At 36.6% G+C, this 7,707-nt stretch carries 8 protein-coding genes and 1 rRNA gene; 1 reads left to right on the top strand and 8 read right to left on the bottom strand.

Annotation, left to right across the window (positions count from 1 at the left end; translation table 11 throughout):
- Together U8D43_RS17720 and U8D43_RS17715 are read right to left on the bottom strand one after the other, a co-directional pair.
- Positions 1–110 (bottom strand): 16S ribosomal RNA (locus U8D43_RS17720); the annotation flags it as partial.
- Between the two features lie 757 nt (positions 111–867).
- Entirely contained in the window at positions 868–1,734 is an 867-nt protein-coding gene (locus U8D43_RS17715; RefSeq protein ID WP_335872510.1) for a nucleotidyltransferase-like protein, read from the bottom strand.
- A gap of 154 nt (positions 1,735–1,888) precedes the next feature.
- Between U8D43_RS17715 and U8D43_RS17710 the strand changes: the two genes are divergently transcribed.
- On the top strand, positions 1,889–2,233 hold the full coding sequence (locus U8D43_RS17710) for a YgzB family protein (RefSeq protein ID WP_335872509.1): 345 nt from the start codon (positions 1,889–1,891) through the stop codon (positions 2,231–2,233).
- 26 nt (positions 2,234–2,259) lie between these two features.
- Here U8D43_RS17710 and perR read toward each other — a convergent pair whose 3' ends face one another.
- From perR to U8D43_RS17680, 6 genes are all read right to left on the bottom strand, one after another.
- Positions 2,260–2,700: a peroxide-responsive transcriptional repressor PerR gene (gene perR, locus U8D43_RS17705; RefSeq protein ID WP_335872508.1), complete on the bottom strand. Its 441-nt coding sequence runs from the start codon at positions 2,698–2,700 to the stop codon at positions 2,260–2,262.
- Between the two features lie 829 nt (positions 2,701–3,529).
- Positions 3,530–4,006 (bottom strand): thioredoxin-dependent thiol peroxidase, encoded by a 477-nt coding sequence (gene bcp / locus U8D43_RS17700; RefSeq protein ID WP_335872507.1) that lies wholly within the window; start codon positions 4,004–4,006, stop codon positions 3,530–3,532.
- Positions 4,007–4,068: 62 nt separating this feature from the next.
- A complete protein-coding gene (locus tag U8D43_RS17695; protein WP_335872506.1) occupies positions 4,069–4,473 on the bottom strand; it encodes an ion channel in 405 nt (134 codons plus the stop codon).
- Between the two features lie 175 nt (positions 4,474–4,648).
- On the bottom strand, positions 4,649–5,434 hold the full coding sequence (locus U8D43_RS17690) for an ABC transporter permease (RefSeq protein WP_335872505.1): 786 nt from the start codon (positions 5,432–5,434) through the stop codon (positions 4,649–4,651).
- A 2-nt stretch (positions 5,435–5,436) separates the two neighbouring features.
- The gene (locus U8D43_RS17685) at positions 5,437–6,228 is read right to left on the bottom strand and encodes an ABC transporter permease (RefSeq protein WP_335872504.1); all 792 of its coding nucleotides are present in this window, start codon (positions 6,226–6,228) and stop codon (positions 5,437–5,439) included.
- Between the two features lie 411 nt (positions 6,229–6,639).
- Positions 6,640–7,650: an ABC transporter ATP-binding protein gene (locus tag U8D43_RS17680; protein WP_335872503.1), complete on the bottom strand. Its 1,011-nt coding sequence runs from the start codon at positions 7,648–7,650 to the stop codon at positions 6,640–6,642.
- Positions 7,651–7,707 lie beyond the last annotated feature (57 nt).

Here is a 7,707-nt window from a genome sequence, read left to right as displayed (position 1 = left end):
ACCCGTCCGCCGCTAACAATGAGGAGCAAGCTCCTCATTGTTCGCTCGACTTGCATGTATTAGGCACGCCGCCAGCGTTCGTCCTGAGCCAGGATCAAACTCTCCATAAAAGTTAAGTTTGACTTGCTCATAAAACATTTTTTTGTAAGAATCAAGTTCTTACGTTTAAATTAACGTTGACGTTTCGTCTTTTCAGTTTTCAAAGTTCAATCATTCTTCGTAACCGCTTCTCTCTCTCGGCGACTTTATTATCTTAACACCCTCACTCGTTCGTGTCAATAACTTTTTTTCGGAAGTTTTTTAAGTGTTTTAGAGATAATTATCAGTCGCTACCAACCAAGTAAGATGCTCGTTCAGCAGCGACGTTTATTAATATAACATCATTCAAAAATAACGTCAATCTTTTTTTGTTATTTATATATTTTTTTATCATCATAAAATGCAACATCCTTATACAGTCATAGGGAACCTCAAATGTACAACTTTGGTTGAATCGTTCAATAGGTGTTTCATAACCCGAAATTTTTCACGGAATTCATCCATCTATATTCCTACTCTTTGGAGTGTCGTTTCTAAAGTAATTGATGAAAGGGATACCTATTTTTAATAAACCTATGTATTTCGCCTTTAAGACGTCCTATTGTTTATCTTGCATACGACACATATGGGTGAGTAATATAAACTGGTATGCCCTCCCGAATTACCAATTACCATTATTGCACTAAACTCTGATCCATTATCGGCAGTAATACTTTCGAATACATATGTGAGGCAATCTTCAAAAGAGTTAAATAACAACAATATATCCGAAAAGAGGCTTTAATAAAGAAGTGACTAATTCACAATTCTCACAATTAAAAACTAACTTCATTTAACAGATTTGTATAGTCGATGATACACGTACTGACCTTTTGTTTCCGTTTTATGAATATCAATGAACTTCTTTTCTATTAAGTATTCAAGTAACACACCAAGATCAACAGAGTAGTGCTGTAGATGCTTGTGATTTTGCAACTCTTGAATTGTCCAAATTTCCTGTTCCTTCATTATGTCCATAATATGTGCTGAACAACTCGCTGTCCGAGAATGAATCATAAATTCACTAGCGATAAACAATAGCTCTAACCTTTTTTCGATTGGCTCTTCACTACTTACTAACTCACTATATAATTTAAATATTTCGGGTTCAATTTGTTTCACTTGCTTCCAAACTGTAAGTTCAGGATGGAAGCCGTTTTCAATAACAGACAAACGCGCTAAGTGATGTAATGAATGAACTATATGATTATAGGCATCTAAATAATGTTTTGCTTCAAAGAAAGCTTTCCCATCAATATACCGTCTTATTAATTTCGCAAATTCCATTCCCATCTTAATTTTCCTTCCATAGAAAGGGAAATCTCTTAACTCGATTTTTAGTTTCTCTATATATTCATTTCTGTCGAATAATACCTTTCCGTTAAATAGCCAGTCAACCATTTTTCGATTAGATCCTAAGAGTAGCCATTGATTTAATTGGGCTTCTGTAATAACATGCATTGCTGCCTTTTTTTCTTCATAAATGTAATGTTTGGTAAACACTTCATTCTCTGCTTCTTTCACAATAATTAGTAACACTGCATCGAATAGGTCTGTTACTGGGCTAGTGTCTCTCCTTTTTTCAACCAGTAACACACCTAAAGTATTCGGTTGACTTGCCCTTTCTTGATAAATCGGTCTCAAAATGTGTTCCATATCAAAACTCCTTCAACTACTTGTTTGGTACTAAATAATTTCGACAGTGATTTAGAATCTCCTGCTGCGAAATCAGACAAAAATCGACAATGTGCGTTATACATATTAACACAACACAATAATATGGTATAGTAGACTTTTAGGAGGGAAAGAAATGGCAAAATACTCTAATAAAATTAATAAAATTCGTACATTTGCACTAAGTCTCATCTTCATTGGAATTATCATTATGTATGTGGGTATCTTTTTTCGAGAAACGCCCCTTATCATGACCTTCTTTATTATCTTCGGGTTTCTAGCCATTATTGCTAGTACCGTCGTTTACTTTTGGATTGGTATGTTATCGACTAAAGCAGTACAAGTCGTTTGTCCGAACTGTGGCAAAACAACAAAAGTACTTGGTCGAGTTGATATGTGCATGTATTGCAACGACCCTTTAACCTTAGATCCTAACCTTGAAGGTAAGGATTTCGATGAAAAATATAATAAAAAAAAGTAGCTGACATTGACTTGTCAGCTACTTTTTTAGTGAGATTTTTTTGTGTTTTGACATGTTGGGCAAAGCCCATATATTTCTAAACGGTGATGACTGACAATAAAATCAGTTACATGTGAAGCTAAATCTTCCACTTCATTAAGGCCTGGATAATGAAAGTCTACAATATTACCGCATCCTTCACAGATAGCATGATAATGCTCTGTTGTCACAAAATCAAATCGACTGGAAGAATCACCGTAGGTAAGCTCCTTCACTAAACCCACTTCGCGAAAGACTCTTAAATTATTGTATACAGTTGCAACACTCATGTTTGGAAATTTCCCTTCAAGTGCTTTATAGATATCATCTGCTGTTGGGTGCGACATTGATTGAATTAAATATTCCAAAATGGCATGACGCTGAGGAGTGATGCGGACTCCAGTGCCTTTTAAAGTATCAATCGCTTCTGTTAACTGTAAGCTTGACATTGCCCCATGCACCTCTCTTCTAATAAAATTATGATTACTACATTATAATATTTATAAATAGTGTACTAATTACTAATACCTTTTGTCAATATTTCTACTTTCATATAGAAGAAATATCCGCTTTCCCATCGTTAATTATACACTACTTTATGTATCTTTGTTTTGAGCATCATTTAAGAAAAGCGGAAGTGGCTCGCCCAGCAGCGGCAGGCAAATGTTATTCAACGGAGAAGGTCCTAACCTTTGGAGTTGGATGTTATTTGTCCCATAGCTGCTAGCCACTGTAGCTGGATCACGAAAAGCGGAAGTGGCTGCCCAGGGACGGCAGGCATCTGGCAGGACACGCAGTGAAGCCTGCTTCACGTAGTGGACTGACAAATGCCCGAGTCCCTAGCCACTGCAGCTGGATCACGAAAAGCGGAAGTGGCTGCCCAGGGACGGCAGGCATCTGGCAGGACACGCAGTGAAGCCTGCTTCACGTAGTGGACTGACAAATGCCCGAGTCCCTAGCCACTGTACTGGATCCGTCTATTTTTGAGGGAAATCAACAGTGAAATGGAAGGTTTAATCAAAAATATGATGAAATAACCACACTATATACGAAAAGAGCCATAATAAAAAACTAGCCCTTCGATTAAAGGAGAATACCACACTGTTTTCCCCTATACATCTACGACCCACGCTCTTGTTTGAGGCTAAAAAAAAGACCAGAGTTACTGGTCTATCAAAGAAATTTCTTGTTGAGGAGGTATGCCCTACTTTAAGGTATGTACTTATTGCAAAAATGAGTGGACAAACGCCTTTTTCTTTTAAAAATAGGCTGTTTATCTTAATTATTCACTATATCGCTTTTGATAAATGCCAATGCTGCTTCAACATGATCCTTTACTCTAACTTTGCGCCATGCCTTCACTAGCATTCCTTCTTCATTGATGACAAACGTCGATCTCTCAATTCCCATGTATTCTTTTCCAAAACTTTTTTTTAGTTGCCAAACATTATATAACTCTGCAACTTTGTGGTCTTCATCCTCCAAAAGGGCAAAGGGTAAATTGTACTTATCTACAAATTTCTGATGTCGTTTAACTGGATCTGGGCTTACCCCGAGTATGACAGTATTCAGAGCGCTAAAATCTTCGTGCAAATCTCTAAAATCACACGCTTGAGTCGTACACCCTGGAGTCATGTCTTTTGGATAAAAGTATAAAACAATTTTCTTCCCAAGATAATCTGATAACTTAACCAATTCACCTGTGTTTGACATCAATTCAAATTGTGGTGCCTTTGTTCCTATTTCCACAGCCATTATTATCCCTCCATTTTTCAATTCCTTTTAAGCGTACAGAATACTATCATGAAAAACAATGATTAGCTTTTATCAAGATTAAGGACAGTTCGAACAACAAAGGCAGCTGGAATGATATAGCCTAACAATGATTCAACTAGAGCAATTGCTCGACCAATTCCTATTGGTGATACATCTCCATAACCTAGCGAAAAGAGAGTCACACCGCTAAAATAGAGCGATGTAAAGAATTGATGACTATAGTCCCCTTTTAAATTATGACCATTTTCTAATAAGATGGATATCCCTTTCATTTCTACAATTAAATATAGCAATGCAAATCCGAGCATAAAAATCACATACACAATTGCTAAAAATAGAAAATGATGTAAAGAGATATGGTGTGCACGAGTCTCGGTTGGAGTAAAAAGTGTCCGGAGGCTAGCAAACATTAGAATGATAATTATCATACCTATTATATAGAGCATTCTACTTCCTCCTCATCTAATAGCTTGTCACCACATTGTACGCGAGGGAAGGAAGAAAAATGCTTATCTACTAATACTAAAAGCAGATTGCACCATGAGCTAAACACGAAAAAAATTTGTGAGAATTTTATACTTCTCTACCCAATAAAAAAACGATCGCCTTGTTAGACAATCGTTAGTTTCCAGCACCTCTGTACTGCTTGACGCCTGAATTCCACAACAGGACGGCAAAGGACAAGAAAAAGATGCCCATGATAGGCGTTAAAAAAGCATATCCATACCACTCCTCTTTTCCTAAGAAAAAAGCTGATGGATATACCCCTACAAAAGCAAAAGGTAAAATCCAAGTTAAGATAAAACGAATAACTGAATGATAGATATCAACAGGGTAACGTCCATAATTCCCGATATTATACATCATTGGCATAATTGACGTTTTCGCATCTGACCAGAAACCAATACTAGCTAAAGCAATGAAGATGCCCGCATATATCATCGCACCGCCGAGAACAAATAAAACAAAAATAAGAGGGTCATACCAAGATAACACAAGGCCTAGAAGATGCCCTGAATACAACATGACCCCTAATCCCGTAATAATCCCAAATAGGGATTCCAACTCCATTCGTTCTAGCACAACTTGAAAAAGACTATGAATGGGGCGAGTCAATATGCGATCCATCTCTCCCTTTACGATATAACGATCATTAAAATCCCATATATTAAAAAATGAAGTAAAGATTGCATAAGGAACGAGAAAAAAACCATAGATGAAGATTATCTCTTCACGGCTCCATCCACTGAGAAATTGCGTGTGGCCAAAAACCACTAAAATAAATATTAAGTTAACAGCTTGAAACAAAAGATCAGAAAAAATTTCAACCACCAAATCGGTTCGATATTGCAATCTTGTTTTCATATACTGGGCGACATACTGAAAAAACATTGATACATAAAACATAGTCACCCTCCTTGAATAATGAGTTGTTTTTTAGCTATCTTCCACAGAAGGTTTATCGGAATAAATAAAATCACTACCCAGATAAACTGAAGAAAAAGTGCCGTTAGAAGCTCATTTCCGGAAAAATTTCCTGTAAAAATCATGCTAGGAATATAACTTATTCCTTGGAAGGGAAGATACTTCATCACGGATTGTGCCCATATAGGGAAAAAAGTGATTGGTAATAACAGTCCAGAGAACAAATCAATCACGACTCGTTTGGCTCGAATCAAACCGTCATTATTGTATAAAAAGAAGGTCGTTATACCGGTTAATAAATTTATTTGTGTGTTAATTAGAAAGCTAAACATAAGTGAAACTGCAAAAAACAGCCATGTGATGATGTTGGTTGAAAGCGTTAATGAAAAAACGAATGAAACAATAACCATTCCTGGTATAGAGAAGAATAGCAACCGAAAGACGCCCTCACCAAACCCTTGCATTGTTTTCATCCCTAAGTAACTATACGGTCTAATCAATTCCACAGCCACTTTCCCTTCTTTAATTTCTGTTGCAATTTCTCGATCGATATTATTAAAATAAAAGGCTCTTGCCATCCACGCTACAGCTACATAAGTGGTCATTTGTGAAACAGATAATCCTTGAATGTCTTCTTTACCTCCATAAATCGCTTGCCATAAAAAATAATAAGCGCCGATATTAATAGAGTATATTAATATTCCACTATAATAATTCGTTCGATACGCTAGCATCATCAAAAAACGAATGCGTATCATTTCTATATATTTTGCCATGAGTGTTCTCCTTGAGTTAGTGATTGTCCTATCCAACAAAGAACTGTTAATACCCGGTTATAAAGAAAGGCTATTTCCGCCGATATGGTCATCTATCCGATAAGTAAAACAAACGTGAGATTCATGCCTCCTAACTCTTTTCCTCACGCGATGCAGACCTTTATAGCTTGTATATTTCTGACAGGGTAAAGAGACCTACTTGCTGCCGATTTTTTTGGAGAGTGACATAGGCTAGCAATGAAAACGAAAAAAGCCAAATGGAAAGAAATATACATCTCTAGAGTACATCAATTAATTCCCTACACAATTTGGATCTATCTATTTTCATGGATTCATTCTGGATCTCCGAGTGATTTCAGCTTTTCAAGCCAAGCTAAAATACTTAGAAGCCTTGAATATTTCTCTTTATGTTTACGATTCATTTCCCTTTACATAAATGTTACGAATAATTTCCTCTGTTGTTGTTTCTCTAACCTTCATATCTCTCACCTTATATGCTGTTACAATTCTACCGATTAGATCCGCTATTTTTTCATCTCTAGCAGGAATGGTCGCAATAAATGCTTGCTCCCCTGGGTCTTCTTTCCACGCTACTCCTAAATCTTTTGTTAAATTGATTAACTCTGTCACCGCTACCGTTTCTAAAAACTGAAACTGAAACTCTTTATAGTCTCCTGAACTTTCTTTTAGTTGCTGAAGAGAACCATCATAGATAATTTTCCCTTCATCTAGCATCACGACGCGTTCACAAAGGGCCTCAATATCGGATAAATCATGTGTAGTTAATAGGATGGTTGTATTAAATTTTTTATTTATTTCTTTTAAAAATTCTCTTATTTTTAACTTAACCAACACATCTAATCCAATGGTTGGTTCATCTAAAAATAATAAAGGGGGATTATGTACGAGAGCCGCGGCAAGTTCACATCGCATTCGTTGACCAAGTGAGAGTTTCCGTACTGGCTTATCCAGTAATGGTGCAATGTCTAACGTTTCAATTACATGTCCCATATGCTCTTCATAATCTTCGTCTGACACTTTATATACTTTTTTTAATAATTGAAACGATTCTTGGACAGCAATATCCCACCATAACTGTGATCTTTGACCAAATACGACTCCAATTGTGCTAACAAATTTTTCTCTTTCTTTATGTGGGTTCATCCCATTTACTACTATTTCCCCTGCCGTCGGGGTTAAAATCCCCGTTAGCATTTTAATCGTGGTCGATTTCCCCGCTCCATTTTCACCGATATACCCGACCATTTCACCTTGTCTGACCGTAAAGTTGATGGCATCAACAGCAACCTTCGTTTGATAATTTCTAGTAAATAAATCCCGAAACGCTCCCTTTAAGCCTGAGCGGCTGGAATATGATTTAAATTCTTTTGTTAATGCATCTACATATATGGCATTTTCCATCTATTGTACCTCCCTCACTAAACTGCCAGAACTAGTTTATCATATCCTCTGCTAAAA

Origin of the sequence: Bacillus sp. 2205SS5-2 (assembly GCF_037024155.1) — a bacterium.
GTDB lineage: Bacteria > Bacillota > Bacilli > Bacillales > Bacillaceae_K > Bacillus_CI.
The sequence above is the reverse complement of the archived record's forward strand: the minus strand, read 5'-3'. Positions and strand labels throughout refer to the sequence as shown.

Bases quoted from the DNA above. Each gene is read 5' to 3' on its own strand.
- perR (WP_335872508.1), bottom strand. From the start codon at position 2,700: ATGTCAAGCTTACAGTTAACAGAAGCGATTGATACTTTAAAAGGCACT.
- U8D43_RS17715 (WP_335872510.1), bottom strand. From the start codon at position 1,734: ATGGAACACATTTTGAGACCGATTTATCAAGAAAGGGCAAGTCAACCG.
- U8D43_RS17695 (WP_335872506.1), bottom strand. From the start codon at position 4,473: ATGCTCTATATAATAGGTATGATAATTATCATTCTAATGTTTGCTAGC.
- U8D43_RS17685 (WP_335872504.1), bottom strand. From the start codon at position 6,228: ATGGCAAAATATATAGAAATGATACGCATTCGTTTTTTGATGATGCTA.
- bcp (WP_335872507.1), bottom strand. From the start codon at position 4,006: ATGGCTGTGGAAATAGGAACAAAGGCACCACAATTTGAATTGATGTCA.
- U8D43_RS17690 (WP_335872505.1), bottom strand. From the start codon at position 5,434: ATGTTTTATGTATCAATGTTTTTTCAGTATGTCGCCCAGTATATGAAA.
- U8D43_RS17680 (WP_335872503.1), bottom strand. From the start codon at position 7,650: ATGGAAAATGCCATATATGTAGATGCATTAACAAAAGAATTTAAATCA.
- U8D43_RS17710 (WP_335872509.1), top strand. From the start codon at position 1,889: ATGGCAAAATACTCTAATAAAATTAATAAAATTCGTACATTTGCACTA.